Genomic DNA, 24684 nt, shown 5'->3' on the forward strand with positions numbered 1-24684 from the left:
TCTGATCGACTTGGCTGACATGAACTTGGCTGACATGAAAAAAGAGCCCCCGGGGTGGGAGCTCTTCTTTGTCAGTTGACTGCGCTCGGCCTGCGGCCGTGCTCGTCGACTTGCGCGGCCTCCGTCCAGCTTCGCTGGACTCCGGCCGCTCAGTTCGACACGCGCTTGACCTGCAGCTGGTAGCTGTTGCAGGTCAGGTCGTTCTGCACGCGGAACACGCGGATGTACACGAGGTCCGGCCAGTTGACGTTGTCGGTGTAGAGCGCGGGCACGGGCATGTCGATCGCCGCGGTGTGGTTGTCGAAGAACCACCACTCGCGGGCGGGCGGGGCACCGGAGCCGAAGGCCGTGGCCAGGCTGGTGTCGAAGGCGACGCCGTTGCAGCTGCGGTAGACCTCGAAGCGGTAGTCGCTGTTGTCGTTTTGGATGAAGCTGACCTGGATGCTGCCGGTCACCGGGCGGACGCCGGTGGCGTCGTTCTCGGGGAACTCGACCCAAAACCAGTCCTCGCGGCCGCTGCCGACGCCGTTGTCGATCAGCGGGACGGTGCCGACGACGAGGTCGGTCAGCTGCTCGCCCTCGCCGACGCTGCCGAGCTCACCTTGGGGCGAGCCGGAGCAGGCGGCGAGGCTGTCCGTGCGCGGGGTGCCGGCGCACTCGCAGCCGTTGGGGATCGCTCCGTCGAGGTCGAAGAACTGCTCGACGCAGGAGGCGATCTCACAGCCGTCCTCGCCGGGCGCCGGCGGGTTGCAGTTCCAGCCGTTCATCGGGTTGACGTTGGGGATGTCCGCGCCGTCGGTCGGGCACATCTCGTCGGGCGAGGCGTTGTCGACCTCGCCGGCGCAGTTCTCCGCCAGGCCGTTGCAGATCTCGACGGCATCGTCGACGCCGACGCTGCTGTTGCCGTCGTCGCAGTCCGGGCCAGGCTTGGCGTCACCGTACTGGTCGCAGCCGACCCAGTAGTTGTCCATGTCCTCGTCGGAGCAGTTCGCACAGCCCGAGGGGGTGAAGACGTTGTAGTCGTTGTCGTCGCAGTCTTCGCCCGGCTTGTTCTCGTCGAAGATGTCGCAGCCGACCCACTGACCGTCACCGTCGGCGTCCATGCAGTTGGCGCAGCCTTCGTCGGTGTGGTTGTTGTAGTCGCTGTCGTCGCAGTCCGCCCCCATCTCGCAGTTCTCGCCGTAACCGTCTTGGTCGAGGTCGAGGCACTCCGCAGCGGTGGTGGTCTCCGTATCCGTCTCCGTGGTCGTGCTCGCGGTCTCGTCCATGTCCGCATTGGACGTGGTCGACTCATCCATGTCCGCGTTGGACGTGGTCGAATCGGAGCCGGTCGAGCTGCCGGTGTCACCAATTTCGTCGGAGCTCCCGGTACCATCCACGGAATCATCGCCGGTGGTGCTCGCAGAGCTGAAGGACGTGGAAGTTTCTGTCCCGGCATCATCACCGCAGGCGGAGACGACAAACGCGAGGGACAGGATCAAGCTGGTAGGGATCGCACGAGAGGACATTTGAGGACCGACTCCAGTCAACCGGAGGACTTTCCTACTCATACCAGAAACTGGAGCGATGTAGGGGTTCGATCACACATCTGTCAGAGCGCTTTTCACGCTCGGCACACGGGTCATGAAAACGAGAGGGCCACCTCACTCACGGACCAGCGTGCCCCCAGCTTGCCCCCAGCTTGCCCCCATCTTGCCCATTGACGCGTACTCTCCGCGAGCGTGGCGACCAAAGTGTGCAGCCACGCTCGCGCTTCTTCCTCTATCCTGAGTGCCAGCCCATGCCCGGCCTGCTCGACGTCATCCTCGGCTACGACTGCAACCTAGCCTGTGACTACTGCACGATCTCCCCGAGCATGCGCGAGCGCTCGCTCGACCGGGCGGCCCTGCTCGAGGCCATGCGCCTGGGTCGAATGCGCGACTATGACCATATCGCCTTCACCGGAGGCGAGCCGACGATCCGCCCCGACCTGGTCGGTCTGGTCCGGGCCGCCCGAAAGCTCGGCTTCGCCGACGTGAAGGTCCAGAGCAACGGATTGCTGTTTACCCCGGGCAACATCGAGCGTCTGGTCGCGGCCGGGGTCTCGCGCTTTCACGTCTCGATCCACAGTCACCGTGAGCCAAACTACGACGCGCTGGTCCGCCGTCCCGGCAGCTTTCCGCTCATGGCCGCCGGGCTGCGCAACGCCGTCGCCTCGGGCCTGCCCACGGTCGTGGATCTGATCGTCAAGGCGGACAGCATGACCGACCTCCCGGACGCGGCGGCGTGGATCGCCGACCACGGCGTCGGCGAGATCCACCTCTGGTACGTGTCCTTGACCGATCAAAACGCCGAGAACTGGCGCTCGCTCCCGCCGATGCGCGCAGCCGTGCCGCACATGCGCGCGGCCATGGCCGTGGGCCGAGCGCGCGGGGTCGTGGTCAAATCGCTCCACGTCCCCCGCTGCCTCCTCGGCGAGGATTGGACCCACGCCTGGGACCCCGGCTCTCAGCGCGTCATGGTCGTGACCCCCGAGGCGACATTCGAACTCAGCGAGAGCCGCCTGGCTGGCCAGAGCCGGGTCCCCGCCTGCACCGACTGTCGCTTCGATGACCTCTGCCCGGGGCTGCGCCGGGACTACCTCGACGCCCTGGGCGATGCGGAGGTGGCCGCGGTCCGCGGGGTCAGCCCCAGCGTCCGCGGCAAGCATCACCTCGACCTTCTTTAATAGAAGGCCGAAAAGAGATCTCGAAGGGCAATGAGCGGAATCGCCCATTGCCCTTCCTCGACACCCAACGCCTGGGCCGCGCCTCAGACCGCCGGGCGACCGCGCTCGAGCAGCGCGCCGACGTCGACGCCCGCGGGGAGCGTGCCGTAGCAGCGCCCCTCGCCCTCGAGCCGCCCGGCACAAAAGGCGTCGGCGACGAAGCTGGGGGCGTAGCGCAGCAGCAGCGAGCCCTGGAGCGCCAGGCCCAGGGACTCGCACAGCTGGCGGGCCTCGGCCTGCTCGACCGGCTTGGTCAGGCGATCACTCAATCCGGCCACGAACTGGTCGTAGCGCTTGTCGGATCCCGTGGCCGAGCGCAGCTCGTCGATCATGACCTCGACGCAGGCCGGCTCGCGGCCCATGGCTCGGAGCACGTCGAGGCAGATCACGTTGCCCGAGCCCTCCCAGATCGAGTTGAGCGGCGACTGGCGGTAGAGCCGAGCCATGACGCCCTCCTCGATGTAGCCGGCGCCGCCGTGGCACTCCATCGACTCGTAGACCAGCTCGGGCAGGCGCTTGTTGAGCCAGTACTTGGCCACCGGGGTCATCAGCCGCGAGAGCAGCCGCGCGCGCACGCCCACCTCGCCCTCCTTGCTGCTGTCGTCGAAGCTCTTGGCCACGTGCATGGCGAGGATCGTCCCCGCCTCGCTCTCGAGCACGAGGTCCGCGAGCACCCCACGCATCAGCGGCTGGTCGATGAGGATCTTGCCGAAGGCGCTGCGGTGGGCGGCGTGCCAGCACGCGTTGGCGACGGACTGGCGCATGAAGGCCGCCGGCGAGACCACGCAGTCGAGGCGCGTGTGGTGGACCATCTCGATGATCGTCCGCACGCCGCGGCCCTCCTCGCCGACCATGCGCGCCCACGTCCCATAAAATTCGATCTCGCTCGAGGCGTTGGCGTGATCCCCGAGCTTGTCCTTGAGGCGCTGGACGTAGAAGGGGTTGCGGATCCCGTCGGGGCGCCAGCGCGGGACGAAGAAGCAGCTCAGCCCGCCCGGCGCCTGAGCCAGGACCAGGAAGCCGTCGCTCATCGGCGCGGAGCAAAACCACTTGTGGCCGAGGAGCTCGTACTCGCCCCCGCCGAGGGGCGTGGCCTTGGTGGTGTTCGCGCGGACGTCCGAGCCGCCCTGCTTCTCGGTCATCGCCATGCCCATGGTCAGCCCGTACTTCTCGCCGATCGGCATGAAGCGCGGGTCGTAGCGCCGAGCCGTGAGCTTGGGCAGCAGCTCGTCCGCGAGGTCGGGCTGGTGGCGCAGGGCCGGGACCACGGCGTAGGTCATGGACAGGGGGCAGCACACCCCCGGCTCGGCCTGGCTCATCAGGAACTCGAGCACGGCGTGGGCGAGGTGCCCCGGACGCTCGGTCTCGGTCCACGCGACCGAGGGCATGCCCACCTCCACGGCCAGGGCCATCAGCTTGTGGTAGCAGGGGTGAAAGCGGACCTCGTCGACGCGCTGGCCGAAGCGATCGAAATTGACCAGCTCCGGCCGGTGACGGTTGGCGTCGAAGCCCCAGCGGATGACCTCGGCCGAGCCCGTGCGCGCGCCAAAGGGCTCGACCTGATCGGCCAGCCAGGCCTCGTCGTCGCCGGCCTCACGCAGCGCGGCGTCGCGCAGCGCGAGGTCGCTGGACCACAAATTGACGTTCGCAAACACCGGGGGTTGATTGCGAACCTCGTGCGTGGGGAGCTCCGTCAACGGGCGCAGGTGGGGCATGGGCGTAGTGTACTCGGCCCCCGGGAGCCCAGCGAGACCGCGCTCGGCGCGTTCCCAGGACCAGGCACACACCACGACTTTTGCAGGTTCGCGGCCAGCGTTTGACCTGCGTCCCCAGGCCAGGTAACGCAGAGAGCTGCGTCGCGTACACACCCACGCGACGAGAGCAAGGAGACAGGCATGAGCGTCCTCGAGATGACCAAGGAAAACTTCGAATCGACCATCAACGACAACGACATCGTGATCGTCGATTTTTGGGCGACTTGGTGTGGACCCTGCCGCGCCTTCGCGCCGGTATTCGAGAAGTCGTCGACCAAGCACGCCGACATCGCCTTCGCCAAGGTCAACACCGAGGAGCAGCGCGAGCTCGCCGGCTCCTTTGGCATCCAGGCCATCCCCACCTTGATGGTCTTTCGCGACAACATCATGGTCTTCAACCAAGCCGGCGCCCTGCCGCCCCCGGCCTTCGAGAAGCTGATCGAAGAGGTCCGCAAGCTCGACATGGACGACATCCGCAGGCAGATCGCCGAGGCCGACGCCGCCCAGGGCGACGGGGCCGCGGAGACCGAGACCTAGGAGCCCGTGGTGAAACCCAACACGACACCTCGCTTGGTCTTTTCGCCGAGGGCTTTGTCGCCAAAACTTGCAGTACGCCCGGTACAGCGGCGTTTTGGCTTCGCGCCCTCGACGAAAATCCCGGCGCGAGGAGCCGCGCTGGGTTCCACCACGGGCTCCTAGGCGCCCGCGGGCGTCCTTCGTTCGATCCGTTGGTTCGTCGACCATCGAGGGTGACGCGAGCGAGCTCGCGTCGCCCTCTTTGTTCGAGCGTCCGGGCGTCCCCGAGGGCGCGGGCTCAGGTCTGGCAGCGCGCGGCCACGCGACAGCGCAGGCTCTCGTCGCTCGCGTCGAGGCGCTCGGCCCGGTAGCGAGAAGGCGCCGCGCCGAAGGCCGCGCGAAAGGCCCGGCTGAAGTGCGCCGCGTCGGAGAAGCCCCAGCGAAAGGCGATCTCCGACAGCGAGGACTCGGGCTCGAGCAGCATGTCTCGCCGACAGCGCTCGAGCCGGTCCGACCAGATCTTCCGGCTGACGCTGTGCCCGGCCGCCGCGAAGGCCCGCTCCAGGCGGCGGCGGGTGACCCCGAGCGCGCTGGCGACCAGCTCGACGCACAGCGCGGGGTCCTCGAGCCGGCGCGCGATGTAGTCCTCGGCCCGCGCGACCAGGCGCTCGGCCTCGCGCGAGGGGTTGCCGAGCTCGCCGGCGATCGCCGCGGCGAGCAGCTCGAGGCCGCTGTGTACCGCCGCCTGCTCGCCGAGCGGGCCGAGCTCGCCCGGGAGCTCGACCATCGCCTGCAGCTGATTGAGCAGCAGCGCCCCGCAGCCGCCGCGCGCGTCGAAGGTGTGGTGGAGGTAGCGCTCGTAGGGCCGGAGGATCGGCGAGACCAGCTCCGAGGGCAGCATCCAGGTCAGCTTGCGCAGTCGCCCGGGCACACAAAAGGCCAGCGGCCGCGTGCTCTCCCACGACGTGAACTGGCCGGCGCGCAAGAAGGTGTCGCCCTCGGGGTGCGAGAGCTGCTCGCTGCCCTCGAGGATGAACAGCAGCCCGGTCATCTCGCGCGCGCTCGCCGAGAGCTCGGCCGCGCCGCGTCGCCCCGAGCAGGGGTCGCTCTCGCATACGATGAGCTCCGTCGCCCCCACGCTGCGGCTGCGCACGGTCCCGTGGAAGGCGGCCACGCGCTGCGAGGGCATGTCCCAGGCCTCGTGGGTGGCACAGACCGCCTCCCGCCACGCGTCGTATTGGCGCGCGGTCGGAAAGCTAGCTGTCGTCAATACATCGCGCACCAGGCATTCGACGATATCACGCCTGGCCGTCGCCCGATCGCCTCGTGACCGGGCTGCGTGCGCTCAGGCGGCGCCCGCTGCGTGCTCCGCCTGCTTCTCGGCGAAGAACTTCCAGTCGAGGATCATCGAGATCGACATGTCGGGGTTCACGAAGGCCACCGGACCATGGTTCGTGAACAGCAGCTCGCTGTCCTCGGGGAAGGTCGTCGACTCGTGGTAGACGCCGAGCGGCTCGTAGCCATAGTCGCCCGCCACGGCCTTGCCGGCGCGGTAGTCCATCACGCCCTCGAGCATCAGATACTCGCCAGCGCCGTGGTGGTAGTGCGGCGGGAAGCCCGACCCCTTCGCGCAGCGAAAGATGACGGTCCAGTCTCCGGTCTCCGCGCTGGTGCGCAGCACCTTGTAGTGGATGCCTGCGCCGAATTCGATCCACGGCAGCTTGGCGGTCTGGCAGAGAATATCGGGTGGGTTCTCGGTCTTCATCACGAACTCCTGGGTGGTGAACTACCAGCCTATCGCAGCCGCGTCGCCGTGTTCTTGCCTCATCGAGGCCAGCGGCTTGACTCGCTCCGACGCGGGAGCGGCCATTCGCCACAGCCGGGGCAAATCGTCCCACTATCGATTCGAGGCGCCGCTATCGCAGATAGACCACCCCCGCCCACCACGGATACCAGCCCTCGAACTCTGGACCAGACTCTCCCCAGCCCACGCGAAAGAGCGTCGAGATCGAGCCGACCGCATGGATCGTGCCGTCGCCGCCAAAGGCGAGCTCGCAGGCCTGGCAGTTCACGCTCTCGGCCAAGAAGGCGTTGTAGGCGATCACCGGCCCCGCGTCCGAGCCCGAGCCAAAGGACACCGTGCCGCCGCCGCCGTAGGCCTTGGTCCACACGCTCTGCGTGAAGTTCGGGCCGATGTCGCTGGTGTTCTCGAGCGCGGCGTTGGCCTTCATGATCATGCCCTCGGTGTAGAAGGCCGAGAAGCCCGAGGGGAACAGGACGTCGAGGGTGTAGGTGTGGTTGCCCTCGCCATCGAGGGTGTAGGGCCGGCACGCCTCGTCGACGCCCTCGGTGGGCGCGGCCTCGACCGCGGTGATGACGACCTCGAGATCGTCGTTGCAAAGGTGCGGGAGGCTGATCTGCGTCCACCCGCCGCCCTCGGTGGTCATGTCGCAGAAGGTGTTGAACAGGTAGCCGGGGCCGCGCGGGGCCACGGGGTACTCGCCGTCGCCGACCTCGGGGTCGGCCTCGAGGATCTCGAGGCAGCTGCGCGGAATCGTGCAGTTGCTCAGGCAGCCGTCGGTCGCGACGGTATTGGCGTCGTCGCACTGCTCGGGGCCGTTGATCTCGCCGTCGCCACAGTGCGCCGCGAGCCCGCTGCAGTCGGGCTTGCAGCTGCCGTAGTTTCCGCTGTTCTCGCCGTCGTCGCACAGCTCGTCGTCGTCGACGATCCCGTCGCCGCAAAACGGCTCGCTCCCGTTCGTGGACACCGAGTCATCCGTGTCGGCGTCGGTCTCGGCCTGCCCGTCCGCCGTGTCCTCCGTCGCTTCGCTCGGCTCGGTGTCCTCCTCCCCAGTCCCCTCGCCGAGGGTCTCCCCAGCCTCGTCGCTGCCGAGCTCCCCGGGCCGACCTTGCTCGACGCAGGCCAGCGCGAGCGCCGACGCAAAGAGCGCGAAACACTCGTTTGGGAGGCCCATCCACCGCACGGAGCCCATGATACGCCGCGTTTTTGCGTCCCGGTGCAAGGAAAGTGCCCCGGGCTTTACCCGCCTGGAGTTCGGCCCGACAATCCGCCCTCATGGCCAGCAGCGAGCCAAAAACCGCCGCAAATACCGCCCCGGCCGCCGGCACCGCCCGCGCCAAGAAGTCCTGGGCCCTGGAGAACTCACTCAAGCGCTACGGCGTGGACAAGTGGGGCGAGGGCTTCTTGGGCGTCAACGCCGAGGGTCGGCTGACCTTCCGCGCTTCGGGCCTGCCCGAGGTCGACCTCCAGAAGATCGCCCTGGTCCTGCGCGAACGCGGCATACACTCGCCCTTCATCGTCCGTTTCCCCTCGATGATCGTCGCCTCCATGAAGCGCCTGCACGACGCCTTCGTCGCGGCGACCCAGGAGTACGACTTCGAGGGCGGCCACGTGGGCATGTTTCCACTCAAGGTCAACCAGCGCCGCAGCGTGGTCGAGACCGTGGTCTCGGCCCGCGAGTCCTGCGGCTACGGCCTCGAGGCCGGGTCCAAGCCCGAGCTGCTCCTGGCCATGGCTCAGCCCGTGAGCCCGGCGCCGCTGATCTGCAACGGCTACAAGGACCGCGAGTTCATCCGCCTGGGCTTCCACGCCGCCGAGCTCGGCCACGAGGTCGTGCTCGTGCTCGAGAGCATGCGCGAGGTCCGGCGCTACCTCGACATCCTCGACGAGCAAGAGTGGAGCTCCGTGCCCCACGTGGGCATGCGCGCCAAGCTCTACAGCCGGGGCAGCGGGCGCTGGCAGAGCTCCGGGGGCGAGCGCGCCAAGTTCGGCCTGACCACCGCCGAGATGCTCTCGGTCGTGCGCAGCCTCGAGGCCGCCGGCCAGGTCGACAAGCTCGCCTTGCTGCACTTCCACATCGGCTCGCAGATCACCCAGATCAAGCGGATCAAGACCGCCGTGCGCGAGGGCATCCGGCTGTGGTGCTCGCTGCGGGCGCGCTGCCCGGGGCTGCGCTACATCGACCTCGGCGGCGGCGTGGGCGTGGACTACGACGGCAGCCGGACCTCCTACCCGAGCTCGGCCAACTACACGATCGAGGAGTACGCCAGCCAGGTGGTGTTCGAGATCAACGAGGTCGTCTCGGAGCTCGAGCTCCCGGCCCCGACGATCGTCACCGAGAGCGGGCGGGTGCTCGTGGCCAAGCACGCCGTGACGATCGCGGATCTGCGCGAGGTCCAGGGCGAGCTGCTCCCGGTGCCCACGCCCTCGGAGCGCGAGGACCGGCTGATCTCCGAGCTGCGCGACACCCTCGAGCACATCACCACCAAGAACATCGAGGAGTACTTCCACGACGCCGTCGACTACCGCGACGAGGCCCTGCAGCTGTTCTCGCGCGGCTACCTCAGCCTCGAGGACCGGGCCAGCGCCGAGGGCCTGTTCCAGCGCATCCGCCTCGAGTGCGCCCGGCTGATCTCCCAGATGAGCCACCCGCCCGAGGAGATCGTCACCTACCTCGGGCGCGCGCAGGTCAAGTACCTGGCCAACTTCTCGATCTTCCAGTCGCTGCCCGACAACTGGGCCATCGACCACGTGTTCCCGGCCGCGCCGCTCTCGGGCCACGGCTCGGTGCCCACGATCAACGCCGAGATCGTCGACATCACCTGCGACAGCGACGGCTGCGTGACGACCTTCGCCCACCCCGAGGACAACCTCAAGGCGCTGCCCCTGCACGAGCCCCCGGCCCGCAGCGGCGAGCCCTACTACCTCGGCTTCTTCATGACGGGCGCCTACCAGGACAGCCTCGGCAACGCCCACAACCTGTTCGGGCGCTGCCACGAGGTCATCGTCCGCGGCACCGATGAGGAAGGGGTGATCCTCGGCAGCCAATGCGTCGACTACGACGACGAGGTCTGGCTCGAGGTCAAGTCGGGCTACAGCGTGCAGGACATGCTCGCGGAGATGGACTACGACGTGGAGTCGATCACCCAGATGATCCGCGATCGCCACCTCAACGTGAGCACGACCTTGGGTCAGCCCTGGGCCATGGGCCTGCTCCAGGAGTACCCCTACCTGATCCGGACCTGAGCCGGATCCCGCTCGGGGCGATCAGCTCGTGGTCAGCTCGTGATCAACTCGTGATCAACAGGGCGGCCGCGCCCGCTCAGGGCTGCGGCCGCCGGTAGACGAGCGCCACGGGGACCCCGTCGAGGGTCAGCATCATCGTCGGCGCGGTCGTGCCCATGCGCTCCCACAAGGCGATCTCGTCGCTGCGCATGTGCAGCTCGGGGAAGTAGAGCCCGAGCTCGGCGCGCCCGCGATTTTGCAGCGCCCAACTCTCGGGCCACCGACCCTCGCGGCGGTACTGCTCGACGGCGAGGGCGTGGACGTCGTGGACGTAGATCGGCCCGGGGCCGATATCTTCGTCGCGGAGCAGCGGGACCAGGGCGTGACCCCAAAACCCGCGGTTGAGCCCGAGCTCCGCGGCCCCGCGCGGGCCCCCGGCGAGCGGGGCGTACTGCGAGAGGTTGAAGGGGTGGCCGTTGATCGACGCCCAGGTGCTCGGGGCGAGGGTGGCGACGAGCACGACCACGGGGCCGTAGCGCAGCAGCCACGGCCAGCGCACGAGCAGCCCGTCGGCGCGCATCCACAGCCGCCCCCAGGCCATGGCCGCGAGCATGGCCAAGAAGGGGTAGGCCGTCAGCCAGTGCTTGGTCCCGCCGAAGATCGGGATCCCGGGCAGGGTGATCAGCACCAGCGGGAAGGCGGCCAGGAGCACGTAGAGCAGCGGCTCCTCGCGGCCGTCGAAGGCCGGCAGGGGCGCGCGCCAGCGAGCCCGCGGCGCCGAGCCCTTCCCTCCCCCATCTCCATCCCCATCTCCATCCCCATCTCCATCCCCATCTCCATCCCCATCTCCATCCCAGATCCAGCCGAGCGCGCCGAGGGCCGCGGGGCTCCGCAGCGTCCGCATCGCCAAGAGCACGCCGAGGCCCGAGAGCAGCAGCAGCACGCTGGGCACCGTGGCCCAGGTCATGACCGCGGGGTAGGCCATGGGCAGCGGGGGGCGGTTGTAGTTCCGACCCCAAAACTCCATGTTGTAGTAGCTGTGCTCGCTGTGGAAGGCGAAGTACTCGGTGATCCGCGCGAAGGTGTCGGTCCACAGCCACGGCCACAGGGCCACGGCGACCAGCGGGCCGAGCACCGCCATGCTGACCAGCGGCAGCGGGAAGAGCTGGGCCGCGCGCGGGCGCTCGCCCTCCTGGTACCAGCGCAGGCCCAGGCACAGCCACAGGTGCAGGGCGAAGAGCGGGCCCAAGAAGAGCGCGTTGTGCTTGACCGCGATGGCCACGCCCAGGAGCGGACCGAGGGCCAGGCCCCAGCGCCAGTCGGCCAGCGAGCGCAGCCAGGCCAGCGCCATGATCAAGGTCAGCGCCGCGATCGGCACGTCGAAGCAGTGCAAGCTGGCGTGGAATTGCACCCGCGGTAGGAGCACCATCCAGCCGGCCGCGAGCACCCCGCCGAGCACCCCGCCGCCGAGGCGCCGGCCGGTGAGGAAGAGCAGGGCCACGGTCAGGCCCATGAGCAGCGCGGCCGGCAGACGCATGGCCGCGCCCTCGCGCAGCCGCGGCATCCACCCGCCCTCGAGGGCCGCGACCTCGCGCTCGAAGGCCCGCTTTGTCGGGTTTTTGATCCGCGCGAGCCGTGCCTCGGCCGCCTCGACGTAAGCCGGATCCGGGGGCTTGGCAAAGAGCCGCGCCGAGACCCCGGCAGCGAGCTTCATCAGCGCGGGGTGCTCGTGGTTGAAGCCAAAGTAGCGGTCGCGGCGGGCCGCCCGGGCCTCGCGCTCCTCTCCCGCCTCGCCCTGACCGGCCTCGCCCTCCGCCACCCACGCCGCGTAGCGCCGGGAGGCCTCGAAGTACACGCCCTCGTCGCGCACGTAGCCCACGCCCTGCTCGTTGGCGAGCAGGCTCGAGATCGTGAGCAGCGCGAGCAAGAAGGCGAGCAGCCAGGGCGCCGCGAGCAGCTCGCGCAGCCGGGCGAACAGCGTTGGTCGTGAGCTCGCCTTGGCCTTGGCCTCGGTCTTGGTCTCGGCCTCGCTCATGACGGCTCGGCCTCCTCGAGCAGGCTGCGCGCCTCGACGCAGAACACGTCGTTGGGCTGGCCCTCGTAGCCCGCGGCCTGCCACGTCCCGAGCACGCTGGTGCTCAGGCGCAGCTCGAGCGCGTGCTCGCCGGGCGGCGTCTCCAGGGCGAAGGCCGCCCAGCCCTGGTCATCGGTGAACAGCCAGCGCGCCGCCGCGGCGCCGTCGATCCAGACCTCGACCATGCCCACGGGGTCACTGCGCAGGCGCGCGTTGAAGTCGCCAAAGCCCACGTGCCCGCGCAGGCGATCCCCGAGCTCGACGCGGCCGAGGTCGACGCGCGCCTGGGCCCCGCCGCCGAGTTCGACGGCCAGGCAGTCCCGCGGGTGGTAGTCGATCTCGACCAGGCGCCGGCTCAGCCGGCCCTCCTTACAGCGCCAGGCGTCACCGGTGCCCCGGCAGGCGCCCGCGTCCGAGGAGACCTCGGCCTCGGCGAGGGCGTCGAGCATGGACAGGCGCTCGCTGGCCGCGTCCGCGAGCACGTACTCGCGCAGCACCAGCTCGCCAAAGCTGTGCACCGCGACCAGCTCGGGCTCGGGCAGGTCCTCGAGCTCGGCGCGCAGGCCCTCGCCCCAGGGGCGCTCGCGGGCGTGGGTCAGCAGCCAAAAGCGGGCCTCGCCGCGCAGATCCGGCGCGCCGATCATCGCGGGGCTGCGGGCGTGGGGCAGCTCCATCCTCGCCCGCGCGCCCAGCCAGTCGGAGGCCACGAGCAGCGGCTCGTCCTCGTGACCGGTGAGCTTGGCGTCGACGCCCCGCCAGTCCGCGTCGTCGATGCTCTCGTCGTAGGCCAGGAAGGACGCGAGCAGCTCGACGACGGCCAGGCCAAAGACCAGGCCGAGCAGGATCACCGCGCTGTTCGGGCGCAGGATCCGAAAGAGCATCGAGGGCTCGCGCTTCACCGGCCGCGGCACGGCGGAGCCGCGCGGGTCTTCGCTCATGGGGCCACCTCGTGCGCTTGCCCGAGCTCGAGCTCGATGCCCAGTCGAGGCACGCGCTCGCCTCGGACCTCGTCGATGATCCGCAGGCGCACGGGCTGGCCCGCGAAGGCGCCGGCCTCGATCACGAAGGGGACCTGTTGGGGCTCGTGAGCCACCGACATGTGCCGCAGCGTACTCCAGCTTTCGTCCGCGGACCCAGCGTCGCCGAGGGCGCGGACCTCCACGCGCAGCTCGTGGCGCGCCCAGCTCCCGCGCTGCTGGGCCTGATCGTCGTCGAGGCCCAGCCAGCCCTCGAGGCGCGCGGGCATGGCCGGCAGCTCGAGCTCGACGCGCGCCGGCCGATCCGGGCGCGGGCGCAGCAGCACGGCCGGGCGGATCAGCATGTCGGTCTTGACCGGACCAGGCGTCGCGCGCTCGTTCACGCTGACGACGCCGGACGAGACCCAGCCCAGCAGGGTGTCGGCCTCGCGCTGCGCGGCGCTCCACCAGCGCTGCCCGGCGAGGGCGAGCAGCGAGACGAGCAGCGCCCCGACGACGATCGGGTGCAGCGCCCTGGCGAGGCCCGCCTCCGCGCGACCCAGGAGTCGGCGCAGCCGCCCCGGCACGGCGCGCAGGCGCTCGAGCCAGCGGCTCTCCGTCCCGCTCTCTGCTCCACTCTCCGCCCCGCTCCCCCCCCCCGGCCCCTGGCTCAGGGAGATCCACACCAACACCACGGTCAACAGCGAGCACAGCTGCGCGGCGAGGTCGAGGGCGCCGCGGCCTCGGTAGCGCAGCTCGACCTCGACGGGGCCAGCGCCCGTGGACTCGGGCAAGGTCGCGGCGATCAAGGTGGGCTCGCTGCCGTCGTCTCCCTCGGCCTTTCCGCCGCGCAGCTGCCCGGCCCGGCGCGCGGCCTGGGTCGCCGGCGCCGCGTCGCCGTGCACGGGGACCTCGACCCACTCGAGCGGGCGACCGTCGACGACAAGCTGCCAGCGGGGGTAGCCCGCGATCGCAAAGCGAAGCTGGCGACCCGCGAGGTCCTCGCCCGGCGCGGCCTCGAGGCGCGCTCGAACCACGCCCGCGCGCAGGTCGGCCGCGAGCAGCTCGACGCGCCCGCCCTCGACCACCTCGACCAGCGGCCAGGGCCGCGCGCCTTGGCGCTCGCGGACCACGATCGAGCCGAAGCGCGCGACCTCCCCGGGGCGCGCCCGGGAGCCTCGCTCGCGGCTGACCATCCAGCGCACGCCCAGGGCGTCGAGGACCTCGCGGCGCCCGGACTCGGGCTTGTGCACGAAGTTGTCCCCGGGGGTGAAGCCGAGCTTGTACTGCGGCGTGGACGTCCACACCGGCGCGTCCATGAACCAGTGGCTGTTGCGCGCGGCCCGGACGGCCAGGCGATAGTCGCCCTCGCGCGCCTCCCAGCGCCCGCCGGCCCAGGCGAGGAACTCACGATAGTCGCGCTCGGCCTGGGGCTCGCCAGGGATGCGCTCGATCTGCACCGCGCCGACCTCGTGCTCGCGCATCGCCGCCTTCGAGTCGTCGAGCAGCCACGCGGCCGCGGCCAGGGTTGCGAAGGTGGGCGCGAGGGCGGCCAGGGTCCACGCCCAGCGCAGGCCGCCCGCGTGTTTGTCTGCCCCACCAGCCGCGCGCGCCCGGAGCACCAGCCGCCTGGCCCAGGCCGCCGGCGCGACCACGGCCAGGCCGGCGCACAAAAACAGCCCTGGCTTGGCGCCGATCAAGAAGCGCTGCCACTGGATGTGGGTGAAGCCCTCGCTGAGGCGATCCAGGCGCAGCAGCCAAAACACGTCGCTGCTCGCGAGCAGCCACTGCGCGAGGGCGAAGAGGGCCACGAAGCGAGCGAAGCTCGCGCCTCCTCGCGTCGCCATGGCTCGCCCCGCGACCTGCTCTACCCCGGCCCGACCCGGCGCCCGCCGAACACCCGCACCCGACCCTTCTCCCCTCCCCTCGCCCTCTCCCCTACCCGCGCCCCCGCCCGCGCCCGCGCCCGTCAGCCCCAGCGCCGCGAGCACGAGCCCGAGCATCGCCAGGTAGCCGACCGCCGCCGGCATGCGCTGCGCCAGCGCCCCGTCGCGCGACGCCCAGCGCAGCATCGCGTCCAGGGAGGCGTGCAACCAGCCATAGCTGGCCATCCACGCCCGGTGCTGGAGCATCGGCAGCCACCACCACGCGGCCGCCAGCGCGCCGATGGCCCCCCCGACCAGGCAGCGCGCCAGGGCGACGCGCCAGGGCGTGGGCCCGCGCGGGACCACGGTGGCCACCAAGATCAACCCGCCGATGCCCAGGGTCGGCAGAGCGATGGGGTGGGCCAAGAGCGCGGCGGCGAAGCACAGCCCGGCCCACAGCGTGGCCCGCCTGGCCGCGTCGTCGCCATCGGACCCGAACCCGGACCCGGACCCGGATTCGGACTTCGGCTCGGGACCCGCGGCGTCGACGAGCGTCGCCGAGCTCCGCACGCCCAGCGCCCGCGCCATCTCGCCGAGGCCCAGCCACGCCAGGCTCGTCGCCAGCGCCTGCGGCCAGACCCCGAAGTAGACCGTGTACAGCCAGCCGCCCTCGCGGGTGAAGCCGGGGTCGACCAGGACCAGCAGCGCCGCGATCAGCCCCGGCCACGGGCCGAGACCAAAGAGCCGCCCCACGCGCAGGAGCGCCAGGCCCTGGAGCGCGAAGACCACGAAGAAGCCCAGGGCGTAGGCCTGCGACCACTCGAGGTTGCCCAGGCTCAGGGCGCGGATGCCCAGGATCAGCAGGTCGCCCAGCTGCGGGTAGAGCTCGCCGAGGGGGAAGCCAAAAAACCAAGTCGGCTCCCAGCCCGAGAGCGCGCCTTGCTCGACCAGGCGTCGCCCGGTGAGCACGATCCGCGTGAGGTGGACGGTGTGGTCCGCCGACAGCGGCATGCGCCCGGCCGGCACCGGCCAGAGCACGGCCGCGGCGACCAGGATCACCACCACCGCCGGCGCCACCCGGATCAGCCACGCCAGCGCCCTGCTGCGCGCGCCCGCGGGCGGCTCAGTCAATCGGCTCACCCAAGATCACCGTCCACGGCAAGGGCCTGCGCACGGCGTGGATCCCCAGCCAGCGCGCCGCCAGCTGCTCGAGCTCGCGACGCGTGAAGTGCTGGACGTGGCCCGGCGTGTTGCCGAGCGAGCGCAGGTACTTGCCCCGGGCCATGTTCATCAGCCGCCACGTGGGCTCCCAGGGCGTGGAGATCAGCACCCGCTCCCGGGCCACCCGCGCGAGCTCGGCCAGGCCGCCGCCGGGGTCGTCGACGTGCTCGAGGACCTCGCAGCAGACCACGATGTCGAAGCTGTCGGTGGCGAAGGGCAGCGAGTGGACCGACGCCCGGCCGGTCTCGACCCGCGGATCCAAATTGGGCACGAGGCGCTCCAAGCTGAGATCCGTGGCCAGGTAGCGCGCGGGCTCGGGCACGTTGCGGACCAGGTGATCGGCGAGCTTGCCCTCGCCGCAGCCGACCTCGAGGATCGTCTTGCCCCCGGGCTGGGCGAGGACCAGCAGCTCGGTCACCGCGTCGAGGAAGCCGTGGACCAGCATGCGCGCGAGCGGGTTTTTGGACGCGTACTTGTCCTCGAAATTGCCGACGACGTTGCCCTTGGCTGCGCTCATGTTGGGTTCCCCTCGGGTTGTGACTTCGGCTCGGGCTCGGGCTCGGGCTCGGGCAGCCAGCTCGGCGCCCCCGTGGACAGCACGCCCTCGACCGCCTCGCCGCGCCCGCGGCGATCCATGGCCAGCTCCGCGTCGAGCCGGCGCACCCGCGCGAGCAGCTCTTCGTTGAGCCGGCGGTTGGTCGCCAGCAGATCCCCCAGCAGCGCCATCAGCCCGACCACGAAGCCGAGCACCACCGCGCCCACGCCGACCTGGAGGCTCTGGATATGCCCCGAGATGTCGGGCTGGAGCAGATAGAAGTACAAAAAGCGCCCGCCGAGGCCGAGGCCCAGGAGCACGAGGAGCAGCGCCAAGAAGCCGAAGGTCTGGACCGGCCAGTACATCGCGTAGGCGCGGAAGATCACCGGGCCGTTGCGGCGCAGGTACTCGGGGATCGACGAGAACAGCCGCGACTCGCGGGTCTTGGGGTTGGTCTCGATGGTCACGTTCTCGACCACGAGCCCGGCCTTGCCGGCCTGGATCAGCGTCTCGAGCGTGTAGGTGAAGCGGTTGTGGACGAAGAGGGTCGACACGGCCTTGCGGTTCATGGCCCGAAAGCCCGAGGTCGAGTCGGTCACCGGCGTGCCCGAGGCCCGGCGGACCAGGGCCGAGCCCCAGCGCTGGAGCACGCGCTTGATCCACGAGAAGTGGGCGATCTTGTCGGTCTGGCGGTCGCCCACCGTGATGTCGGCGGCCCCGGCGAGCACCGGCGCGAGCAGCCGGGCGATGTCCGAGCCGCGGTATTGATTGTCCGCGTCGGTGTTGACGACCAGGTCCGCGCCCAGGCGCAGGCAGGCGTCGAGGCCGGCCATGTGCGCCGCCGCCAGGCCGCGGTTGTGGGGGAAGCGGACGATGTGGTGCACGCCGAGCTCGGCGGCGACCTCGCTGGTCCCGTCGCGGCTGCCGTCATCGATGATCAGCACCTCGATCTCGCCCACGCCGGGGATCGCCCGGGGCAGATCCGAGAAGGTCCCCGGCAGGTGCTCGCGCTCGTCGAGGCAGGGGATCTGGATGATCAGCTTGGGGGGCGAGGGCGCCGTGCTGGGGGGAGGCGAACGCATCGGGTGCAGCACGCGCTTTTACCATGACCGCCCTTGGCGGCTACCATGCACGCCGCAGATGGGAGAGCGCGAGGCGCAGGGGGCCCTGACCCCGGGACAGGCGAAGGGGCGCGCGCCGGCGTCGCTGACCGTGGTGATCGCGGCGCTGATCGGCCTGGGCTACCTGGTCCACCTGCGCGCGTGGACCTTCGCCTGCGACGACGCCTTCATCAGCTTCCGCTACGCCCAAAACCTCGGCGAGCACGGGGCGCTGGTCTACAACCTCGACCCCCTCGAGCGCGTCGAGGGCTACACCAATTTTTTGTGGGTGCTGATCCTGGCAGCGGGCGCCGGCTTGGGCCTGGCGCCCGATCGCCTCGCGCCCCTGCTCACGGGCGCGGCGGGCCTCGCGAGCCTCGCCCTGATCGCGCTGATCGGCGCGCAGCTGCGCCGACACCTCGCGCCCCTCGAGCACGCCAAGCCCGAGCGCGCGCCGAGCTCGTGGCGCGACCTCCAGCCCCTCGACCTCCTCGCCCCCGCGCTGCTCGCCGCCGTGCCCGAGTTCGTGGTCTGGGGCAGCGGCGGCCTCGAGACCAGCTTCGCCCTGGCCCTGGGCCTGGCGGCGATCTGGGCGTGGCTCGACGCGCGGATCGAGCTCGCGGCGATCTTCGCGGCCCTGGCCGGGCTGACCAGGCCCGACGCCCTGAGCTGGATCGCCTGCTTCGGCCTGGGCTGGCTGGGCGTCGCGGCGGTCCGACGCTGGCGAACGCGCGGCGCCCTCGAGCTCGCCGCGCTGCCGTGGAAGCGCCTGGCCGTGGCCCTGGGGATCTTCGCGGCGCTGATCGGCGGGCACGCCTTGTTTCGTCGGCTCTACTACGGCCAGTGGCTGCCCAACACCTGGGCCGTCAAGCAGCACGGCGCGCTGCTGCGCGAGCGCTGGGGCCTTGGCTACCTGCGCTTTTGGGTCGACCGCCTGCGCCTGCCCACCCTCGTGCCGCTGGTGGTGCTGCTGCGCCCGCGCCACCTCGTGCTCCTGGCCCCCTGCGCCGCGGTCGTGGCCTACGCCTGGTCCGTGGGCGGCGACTTCATGGCCTACGGCCGCTTCTTGCTCCCGGCCACGGCCCTGCTCGCGCTGCTCGTCGGCTGGCTGCTCGCCGAGACCCACGACGAGCTCGCGCGGCGCTGGCCGGGGCGCGCGTGGCTGGCCGCGCTGGTCTGGGCCGCCCCCGCGGCCCTCGGCCTCGGCTACCAGCTCGCCCGCGTCCCCGCCCGCGTCGCCGAAGACCGCGACCACGCCCACCTCCACCTCACCTACGGCGACGACGGCCGGCCGACCCCTGACACCCCGGGCTTCGAGGGCGTCCGCGCCATGGACCGCTTCGCCGCCGTGCGCCTGGCCGCCGGAGAGGAGCTCGCCGAGCGCGTCCCGCCCGACACCTGGATCACCGTCGGCGCCGCCGGGGCCCTGCCCTACGCCTCGCGGCTGCCGGCCTACGACGCCTACGGCCTGGTCGACCCCGGCGTGCTCGGGGCCGCCGAGCCGCTGGTGGATCGCCGCGCCCGGCCGGGACACCAGCTCTACGCCCCGCTCGCCTACATGCTCGGCCGCGAGCCCGACTTGATGTGCCACATCGGCTGGGAGGCCGCCCTCGCCCCGACCTCCCGCGACGCCCGGCGGCGGGCCGGCCCGGGCTGGGCCTGGGCCTGCGTGTCGACCGGGCCGATCCCCCCGCGCCACCTCGACCCTCACGCCGATCCCAGCGCAGACGACACGAGCCGCTACTACTGCTGCCTGCGGCCGCGGGATCGCTTCGAGGACCTCGACCCCGAGCGAGGAGACGCGCCGTGAGCGAGCGCCACGAGTCCACGCCCGAGGCGTCGCAACCCGAGGGCGCCGAGGTCATCGCCTTCCCGAGCGCCGGCGCGACCGAGTCCCCTGATCACACCGAGCACCCTCAGGACCTCCCGACCGCGAAACAGACCTCCGGCACCCGCGACGCCGGCCCGCCCTCGCCCCGCTTGCCCGCGACGAGGGCGATCACCTGGATGCGCCGCCTCGTCGCCGGGCTCTCGGCTCTGTGGGCCGCGGTCATCGTCTTCGTGTTCGCCGCCCGGGTGAGCTTCCCCCTCGAGCTCGAGTGGATGGAGGGCGGGAGCTTGCAGCAGGCGTGGCGCGTGCAGCAGGGCCTGCCGGTCTACGGCCCGCCGAGCCCCGACTTCGTCCCCTTCCTCTACACCCCGCTCTACCCCTACCTGCTCAGCGTCCTCGGCCGCGTCTTCCCCCTCGACTACGCCCTCGGCCGCGGCGTCTCGATCCTCGCCGTATTCGCGACCTGCGCGGCGCTGTGGTGGCTGGTCCGCCGCGAGCACAAGCCGCGCAGCCACGCGGCCATGGCCGTGGGCCTGTTCCTCGCCGGCTACGTGTTCAGCTTCCGCTGGCTCGACGTCGCCCGCGGCGACGCGCTCTTCTTGGCCCTGCTGACCTGGGGCCTCGCCTTGCTGCGCCACAGCGAGCGCCCCGGCAAGCTCGGCTGGCGCCGGGCCGTGCTCGCCGGCCTGCTCGTCGCGGCCGCCTTTTGGACCAAGCAGACGGCCTTCGTGTTCGTGCTCGCCAGCGGCCTCGTCGGCCTGCTCGTCGCGCCCCGCCAGGTCTGGGCCTACGCCGGGACCATCGCCTTGGTCGCCGGCGGCGGCGTGCTGCTCGGCCAGTGGCTGACCGAGGGCTGGCTGTGGACGTGGATCTACGAGACCCACCAGAGCCACGCCTTCAACGCCGAGCGCTTCCGTCGCAAGACCTGGGGCATGTTCCTGCACGCGGCGCCCTTCCTGGCCGCGCTGAGCGTGGCCCTCGCGGGCGCCGGCGTGGGCGTGGTCTTGCGACGCGTCCGCCAAGCCAGGCGGGTGATCGGCGAGCGCCGCAGCGTCCACGGGCCGCTCCGCGCCCGCCTCGGCGCCCTGTGGCTGGGCCTGCGCGCCTGCCGAGGCCACCTCTACTGGGCCAGCTTGGCCCTCGCCGCCCTGGTCGTCAGCGCCCTCGGCTACGCCACCCAGTTCGCCGAGCCCAACGCCTTCATCCCCGGGGTCTGCTTCGGCGCCGCGCTCCTCGGCGTGGCCGTCCCCGACGCCACCCAGCCGGCCTACCCCGGGCTCCAGGCCCCGCGGCGCGTGCTCGAGCTCGCCGGCCTCACGCTGATCGCCGCCCAGCTGATCTTCGCCCTCGCCGTCGAGCCGATCTACCAGCCGATCCAAGATCGCGGGCTGAGCGAGGGCCTCGCGGACAGCTACGCCTGGCAAGACCCCCGCCGCACCCTCCCCGGCTCCGCCCGCCGCCAGGCCGCCGCTCGCCTGCGCGAGACCATCGAGCGCACCCCGAGCGAGCGCGGCGGCGAGCTGCTCGCCCTGCACCGGGCCTGGTGGCCGATCCTCGCCGGTGGCCGCGGGCACGTCGGCGCCATGGGCATCAACGACGTCTCCCCCGAGCAGCGCCGGATCCTGCTCGACGCCCTGCGCGAGGATCTCGCCGCCGGGCGCTTCTCGGCCCTGTGGATCGACGGCGGCGTGCCCCCCTGGCTGCGCGGCCAGCTCTCGCGCGGGTGGAGCGTCGACCTGCGCCTGCGCGGCGAGGACCGAGTCCGCCCCATGAGCGGCTGGATGTCCGAGGCCGGCATGGTCACGCCCTGGCGCGGCGAGCAGCTGCTCTTGGTTCGCCAGGCCCCCCGCGAGGTCCCCGAGGGCGTCGAGGTGATCGCCGACTTCGAGTCTGGACGCCTCGAGGGCTTCGAGCTCGGCGAAGGAGCTGCCTTTGGCCGCAACGCCGCGCGCACCTTCGAGCCCGGCCTGCCCCCCTTTGGCCCCCACGGCGGCGCCCGCCTGCTCTCGAGCGTGCGCGGCCGCAACCGCGAGTCCCCGACCTCTCTGCGCGGTGAGGTCCGCTCCCCGGTCTTCAGCCTGCCCGAAGGCGGCGCCCTCGAGCTGCTCCTGGGCAGCGTCGGGACCACCAAGGGCCTCGCCGCCCGCCTGGTCTTCGTCGACGAGGGCGAAGCCGTGCTCACCGAGCTGCCCGTCCCCGACACCGGCGCCGGCCTCGAGCCCGTGCGCTGGCGAGTCCCCCCCGAGCGCGCCGGGGCCCGGGTCCGCCTGGTGCTGATCGACGCCAGCGCCGAGGCGGGCATCCTGGCCGATGACCTGTGGCTATGGTCGACAGCCCCCGAGTGAGCGCGTCGAGACACCAACTGGACAGACGGAGATTCACCATACTTTCAAATCGAATCACCCAAAGCATATAGACATTATGAAGTTTCACATCATGACATTGTCGCATGCGCGCCACTTGCCTCGGGGTGACACCGTGACGGGAGACTCGACAACCATATTGGCGAATGGGAGTAAAACCAGACCTTGTAAAACATTTGTCAATCTGCAAATTGTCTCCACCCCCCTCTCGAATTGGAGATCGAAAATGAACGCATATGAAAAGAGCATGCCGCTCACCGCGGCCGTGTTGGCGCTTACCTGTGGTCTGACCAGCCTGGCCTGCACCGACGCCGACGAGATCATGGACGAGGCCCAGGTCGACGGCACCAGCCAGGGCGAATTCGCGCCGCCCGAGCAGCCCGTCACCGTCGCCGACGAGGACGAGCTCGAAGGCGAGAGCATCTCCCCCGAGTCCCTGCCCTTCATCGACACCCTCAAGTCGGCCGAGACCTTCATCCAGCGCCTGCCCGAGTCCACCCCCAACGGAGAGAACGTCGCCCTCCACGTTCGCCTGCCCCCGGCGCTCAACAAGGACCTCGACGAGAGCCTGGTCCGCATCGTCGGCGACCCAAAGTCCCCGATCATCTTGTTCAGGACCGACGCCCTCGTCGAGCTCGGGATGATCGCGGCCAGCCCCGGAGACGGCTTCTTCACCACCTTCGCGGTCTTCGACATCGAGCAGGAGCTCGCCCTGCGCGAGGAGGTCGCGGCCAAGCTCTCGCAGGCCGAGAAGGTCAGCGACAGGATCATCCTGTTCGAGGGCCGCACCCCGGTGGCGGTCACCACGGGCGTGAAGATCGACAAGGACAGCTTCGTCAACGGCGACATCGTCCCGCTCGGGCCGTGCAAGCTCACGCCGACCTCCGAGCTCGCGCGCTGGCAGGAGTCGCTGGCGATCACCGACCTCGCGGTCGTCGAGGACCCCGAGCGGACCAACGACGCCTGCGGCGGGGGCAACCCCGACGGCGTGTGGACCTTCAAGCACCTCGTCGAGGAGATGGCCAACGGCGCCGGGATGAGCACCGAGGACTTCGTCGTCGACTGGCTGTCGCGCTGGCTCGACAGCTACACGGTCAACGCCGACACCCTGGCGCCCCGGACCGCCATGTTCAACCTCGTGATCAAGCCGTGGGCCGACGTCAGCGGCGCCATCGCTAGCTTCGACCCCAACAGCGACCCGATGCTGAAGATCGACGGCTCGCTCGACTTCGACAAGGCCCCCTTCCGGCTGTCGGCGATCGTCAACCGCATCGACCTCGGCGAGACCGAGGACGGGGTCAGCGGCTACGGCGGCAGCTCCACCGCCCTGCCCGCGGACGCCGGCGAGCTGCGCTTCGTGTTCGGGGTCCAAAACCTCGACACCTGCACCGTGATGCCCTTTTCGGTGATCTTCGAGTACGGCGTGCCGATCGAGGGCTGCGAGAAGGTCCGCGACTGGGCCATCCAGTGGACCGAGCTCAACGACGCGTCGATCGCCGCCCCCTTCAGCGACGACTGGCGCAAGCACCTCGCGACCTTGACCGAGAGCGTCGTGCTCGAGGGCGCCGCGCCGGCCAAGGGCAACAAGAACGCCCTCAACCAGCTGCGGACCAACGAGAACGCCCTCGACGAGCAGTGGCAGCTGCGCGAGTTCACCTTCACCAACGAGCAGCCCAAGCTCGGCACCGACGCCCCGGTCAGCGGCCCGCTCCGGCCCCACACCGTGGCCATGACCCCCAACGACACCGTCTATCACCCGACCCCCAACGGGATGATCGACAGCTTCGTGTTCGACGAGGTCCTCCCCAGCGTCCCGGCCAGCGTCCCGGCGCTCCCCCAGGACTGCTCATCGTCCTTCTCCGTCCCCTGGCTCTACCTCGAAGAGCCCTTCCGCGGCGGCGACTCGCTGACCGCGAGCGCCGGCCCGACCCACTGGAACGCGAGTGTGAACTCCCTCGACAACCGTGAGGCCTGCGCGCGTCACGAGTTCTCGTTCAACACCTGCAACGGCTGTCACTTCAGGGACACGGCCACGAGGTTCTTCCACATCGACCCGACCGTCAAACCGGCCTCGCTCTCGAACTTCATGACGGGCGGCACCGCGGGGATCTGGAGCGTGCCCGACCCGCAGTTCCCGGGCACGGTCCCCAACTGGACCTTCAGCGACCTCGACTTCCGCTTCAAGCGGCTGTACGAGATCGCCTGCTCGTCCTGCGGTAAGCGGATCGGCAAGAAGGAGGATCTCGTCGAGCTCGTCTTCGAGCTGTCCGGGGTCGTGCCCATCGACCCGGCCATCGATCCCGAGCTCGATCTCCCAATCGGGCCGATCACCGATCTCGGGGTCGTCAAGGAGCTCATCGAGCTGAGTCATCAGCTCGCCAACGAAGACGCGATCGAGAACGTCGAGCTCGGCGGTATCGTGCGCAAGCGCGAGACCTTCGTGCACTGATCCGACGCGCCTCCACGCGAGGCGCGAGCATGATCCCCGAGGACCGCGGCGCCCGGATGCGCCGCGGTCCTTTTACATGCACTGGACGATTCAAAGGACAGGTCAAAACACGTCGAGATTTCAGATTGGACATTCTGAAATATCAACAAAACCAGGACACGCCGCTGACACCACATTGCCGGGGTGCCATATGCCTCCGTGCGCCAGCGATAAAGGCCGACATAACAACATTCAGAACCAACATTCAC

The 24684-nt window shown here is 70.5% G+C and carries 16 protein-coding genes; 6 read left to right on the top strand and 10 right to left on the bottom strand.

Annotation, left to right across the window (positions count from 1 at the left end):
* Positions 1 to 149: 149 nt before the first annotated feature.
* Positions 150 to 1508, bottom strand: coding sequence for a hypothetical protein (locus G6O69_RS04045; protein WP_176396612.1), 1359 nt, complete (start codon positions 1506 to 1508; stop codon positions 150 to 152).
* Positions 1509 to 1780: 272 nt separating this feature from the next.
* Here G6O69_RS04045 and G6O69_RS04050 point away from each other — a divergent pair, with 272 nt between their 5' ends.
* Positions 1781 to 2707, top strand: a complete 927-nt coding sequence (locus G6O69_RS04050; protein ID WP_172302213.1) for a radical SAM protein — start codon at positions 1781 to 1783, stop codon at positions 2705 to 2707.
* Positions 2708 to 2790: 83 nt separating this feature from the next.
* Here G6O69_RS04050 and G6O69_RS04055 read toward each other — a convergent pair whose 3' ends face one another.
* Positions 2791 to 4461, bottom strand: a complete 1671-nt coding sequence (locus tag G6O69_RS04055; RefSeq protein WP_172302214.1) for an acyl-CoA dehydrogenase family protein — start codon at positions 4459 to 4461, stop codon at positions 2791 to 2793.
* 180 nt (positions 4462 to 4641) lie between these two features.
* Here G6O69_RS04055 and trxA point away from each other — a divergent pair, with 180 nt between their 5' ends.
* On the top strand, positions 4642 to 5037 hold the full coding sequence (gene trxA, locus G6O69_RS04060; RefSeq protein WP_172302215.1) for a thioredoxin: 396 nt from the start codon (positions 4642 to 4644) through the stop codon (positions 5035 to 5037).
* A 277-nt stretch (positions 5038 to 5314) separates the two neighbouring features.
* Here the strand turns inward: trxA and G6O69_RS04065 are convergent, their stop codons facing one another.
* The 3 genes from G6O69_RS04065 to G6O69_RS04075 all read right to left on the bottom strand — a co-directional run bounded on the left by G6O69_RS04065 (position 5315) and on the right by G6O69_RS04075 (position 7991).
* Entirely contained in the window at positions 5315 to 6298 is a 984-nt protein-coding gene (locus G6O69_RS04065) for a helix-turn-helix domain-containing protein (RefSeq protein WP_176396614.1), read from the bottom strand.
* 63 nt (positions 6299 to 6361) lie between these two features.
* Positions 6362 to 6781 carry a 2,4'-dihydroxyacetophenone dioxygenase family protein gene (locus G6O69_RS04070; protein WP_172302217.1) on the bottom strand — a complete coding sequence of 140 codons (420 nt, stop codon included), beginning with the start codon at positions 6779 to 6781 and terminating at the stop codon, positions 6362 to 6364.
* A gap of 151 nt (positions 6782 to 6932) precedes the next feature.
* Positions 6933 to 7991, bottom strand: coding sequence for a fibrinogen-like YCDxxxxGGGW domain-containing protein (locus tag G6O69_RS04075; RefSeq protein ID WP_176396615.1), 1059 nt, complete (start codon positions 7989 to 7991; stop codon positions 6933 to 6935).
* A gap of 101 nt (positions 7992 to 8092) precedes the next feature.
* Here G6O69_RS04075 and speA point away from each other — a divergent pair, with 101 nt between their 5' ends.
* Positions 8093 to 10063, top strand: coding sequence for a biosynthetic arginine decarboxylase (speA, locus tag G6O69_RS04080; protein WP_172302218.1), 1971 nt, complete (start codon positions 8093 to 8095; stop codon positions 10061 to 10063).
* Between the two features lie 76 nt (positions 10064 to 10139).
* Here the strand turns inward: speA and G6O69_RS04085 are convergent, their stop codons facing one another.
* The 5 genes from G6O69_RS04085 to G6O69_RS04105 are packed head-to-tail and all read right to left on the bottom strand — an operon-like array spanning position 10140 to position 17775.
* Positions 10140 to 12077: a phospholipid carrier-dependent glycosyltransferase gene (locus G6O69_RS04085; protein WP_172302219.1), complete on the bottom strand. Its 1938-nt coding sequence runs from the start codon at positions 12075 to 12077 to the stop codon at positions 10140 to 10142.
* Complete coding sequence (locus tag G6O69_RS04090; protein WP_172302220.1) at positions 12074 to 13054, bottom strand: hypothetical protein; 981 nt, start codon at positions 13052 to 13054, stop codon at positions 12074 to 12076. The genes G6O69_RS04085 and G6O69_RS04090 overlap by 4 nt, the downstream gene beginning before the upstream one ends.
* Positions 13051 to 16077 carry a hypothetical protein gene (locus tag G6O69_RS04095; protein WP_172302221.1) on the bottom strand — a complete coding sequence of 1009 codons (3027 nt, stop codon included), beginning with the start codon at positions 16075 to 16077 and terminating at the stop codon, positions 13051 to 13053. Before G6O69_RS04095 ends, G6O69_RS04090 begins: the two co-directional genes overlap by 4 nt.
* On the bottom strand, positions 16061 to 16675 hold the full coding sequence (locus G6O69_RS04100) for a class I SAM-dependent methyltransferase (protein ID WP_172302222.1): 615 nt from the start codon (positions 16673 to 16675) through the stop codon (positions 16061 to 16063). The genes G6O69_RS04095 and G6O69_RS04100 overlap by 17 nt, the downstream gene beginning before the upstream one ends.
* Positions 16672 to 17775, bottom strand: coding sequence for a glycosyltransferase family 2 protein (locus tag G6O69_RS04105; RefSeq protein WP_172302223.1), 1104 nt, complete (start codon positions 17773 to 17775; stop codon positions 16672 to 16674). The genes G6O69_RS04100 and G6O69_RS04105 overlap by 4 nt, the downstream gene beginning before the upstream one ends.
* A 58-nt stretch (positions 17776 to 17833) precedes the next feature.
* Between G6O69_RS04105 and G6O69_RS04110 the strand changes: the two genes are divergently transcribed.
* From G6O69_RS04110 to G6O69_RS04120, 3 genes are all read left to right on the top strand, one after another.
* Positions 17834 to 19603: a hypothetical protein gene (locus tag G6O69_RS04110; protein WP_172302224.1), complete on the top strand. Its 1770-nt coding sequence runs from the start codon at positions 17834 to 17836 to the stop codon at positions 19601 to 19603.
* Positions 19600 to 21969, top strand: coding sequence for a glycosyltransferase family 39 protein (locus G6O69_RS04115; RefSeq protein ID WP_172302225.1), 2370 nt, complete (start codon positions 19600 to 19602; stop codon positions 21967 to 21969). Before G6O69_RS04110 ends, G6O69_RS04115 begins: the two co-directional genes overlap by 4 nt.
* Before the next feature lie 244 nt (positions 21970 to 22213).
* On the top strand, positions 22214 to 24436 hold the full coding sequence (locus G6O69_RS04120; RefSeq protein ID WP_176396616.1) for a hypothetical protein: 2223 nt from the start codon (positions 22214 to 22216) through the stop codon (positions 24434 to 24436).
* Positions 24437 to 24684: the final 248 nt, after the last annotated feature.

The organism is Pseudenhygromyxa sp. WMMC2535 (genome assembly GCF_011083025.2).

Excerpts from the sequence above, each read along its gene's own strand:
- G6O69_RS04045 (WP_176396612.1), bottom strand. The coding sequence starts at position 1,508 with ATGTCCTCTCGTGCGATCCCTACCAGCTTGATCCTGTCCCTCGCGTTT.
- G6O69_RS04050 (WP_172302213.1), top strand. The coding sequence starts at position 1,781 with ATGCCCGGCCTGCTCGACGTCATCCTCGGCTACGACTGCAACCTAGCC.
- G6O69_RS04055 (WP_172302214.1), bottom strand. The coding sequence starts at position 4,461 with ATGCCCCACCTGCGCCCGTTGACGGAGCTCCCCACGCACGAGGTTCGC.
- trxA (WP_172302215.1), top strand. The coding sequence starts at position 4,642 with ATGAGCGTCCTCGAGATGACCAAGGAAAACTTCGAATCGACCATCAAC.
- G6O69_RS04070 (WP_172302217.1), bottom strand. The coding sequence starts at position 6,781 with ATGAAGACCGAGAACCCACCCGATATTCTCTGCCAGACCGCCAAGCTG.
- G6O69_RS04075 (WP_176396615.1), bottom strand. The coding sequence starts at position 7,991 with ATGGGCCTCCCAAACGAGTGTTTCGCGCTCTTTGCGTCGGCGCTCGCG.
- speA (WP_172302218.1), top strand. The coding sequence starts at position 8,093 with ATGGCCAGCAGCGAGCCAAAAACCGCCGCAAATACCGCCCCGGCCGCC.
- G6O69_RS04085 (WP_172302219.1), bottom strand. The coding sequence starts at position 12,077 with ATGAGCGAGGCCGAGACCAAGACCGAGGCCAAGGCCAAGGCGAGCTCA.
- G6O69_RS04090 (WP_172302220.1), bottom strand. The coding sequence starts at position 13,054 with ATGAGCGAAGACCCGCGCGGCTCCGCCGTGCCGCGGCCGGTGAAGCGC.
- G6O69_RS04100 (WP_172302222.1), bottom strand. The coding sequence starts at position 16,675 with ATGAGCGCAGCCAAGGGCAACGTCGTCGGCAATTTCGAGGACAAGTAC.
- G6O69_RS04105 (WP_172302223.1), bottom strand. The coding sequence starts at position 17,775 with ATGCGTTCGCCTCCCCCCAGCACGGCGCCCTCGCCCCCCAAGCTGATC.
- G6O69_RS04110 (WP_172302224.1), top strand. The coding sequence starts at position 17,834 with ATGGGAGAGCGCGAGGCGCAGGGGGCCCTGACCCCGGGACAGGCGAAG.
- G6O69_RS04120 (WP_176396616.1), top strand. The coding sequence starts at position 22,214 with ATGAACGCATATGAAAAGAGCATGCCGCTCACCGCGGCCGTGTTGGCG.